Raw genomic sequence first — 927 nt, forward strand, 5'->3', positions numbered from 1 at the left:
TGAAGTGCCCCCTGTCAAGTAGACAGTGGAAATAATAAAAAGGTGCTTAAACGGCTTTAGCTCTATATTCCATAGGGCTGAGGCCGTTTAGTCGTTTTTGATATCTATCATGATTATAGAAATGTATATATTCATTTATTGCTTTAGACAATTCTTCAAATGTCTCAAATTTACGTAAATAGTACTTCTCACATTTGAGGGTTCCCCAAAAGGATTCCATTGGTCCATTATCTATACATCTTCCTACTCTTGACATGCTTAGTGTCATCTCTGCCTTGTCTATTCTACGTTTAAAGCCATGAGAAGTGTATTGGAAACCACGATCACTATGAATAAGTGGGTGGTCTCCATCCAACAACTTTATAGCTTGATCAAAAGTCTCGAAAACAAGTTTATTATTATTTGAATGCCCAAAAACATAACTAACAATAGACCCATCATATAGGTCTTTAATGGCGCTTAAATAAGCTTTCTTTGACGAACCATATTTAAATTCTGTTACATCTGTTACCCATTTCTCATTTGGTTTTTCTGCAGCGAATTCGCGGTTTAATACATTTTCTGCTACATTTTGTGGAGTAGAGTGCTTATGACGTTTCCTTTTTATACGAATTACAGACTTTATTCCAGCCAGTTTCATTAGTCTGTAATAGCGTTTGTGGTTGAATTGTTCACCTAGTTTTCTATTTATGGTCATCATCATTCTACGATAACCATAGATACCTTCCACTTTTTCATGGATAGCTTTCATCTCTTTAATAATTCCTTCATTCTGAAGTTCTCGTGCGGAAGGTGTGCGCTTTAACCATTTATAGTAAGCAGCTCGTGAAATACCAGCGATTTTACAAAGCATGATAATACAAAAGTCTTCTTTCTCATGAAGTTCTTGAATTGCTATATATTTATCTTCAAATCGGGTTTCGCTTA

At 35.2% G+C, this 927-nt stretch carries 1 protein-coding gene; it reads right to left on the reverse strand.

Annotation, left to right across the window (positions count from 1 at the left end; genetic code table 11):
- Nucleotides 1-46: 46 nt before the first annotated feature.
- Nucleotides 47-927 (reverse strand): IS3 family transposase (locus G6554_RS25295; RefSeq protein WP_166246842.1); only part of this gene is annotated, 881 nt, incomplete at its 5' end.

This window comes from Bacillus sp. MM2020_4 (assembly GCF_011250555.1).
Taxonomy (GTDB): Bacteria; Bacillota; Bacilli; order Bacillales; family Cytobacillaceae; genus Neobacillus.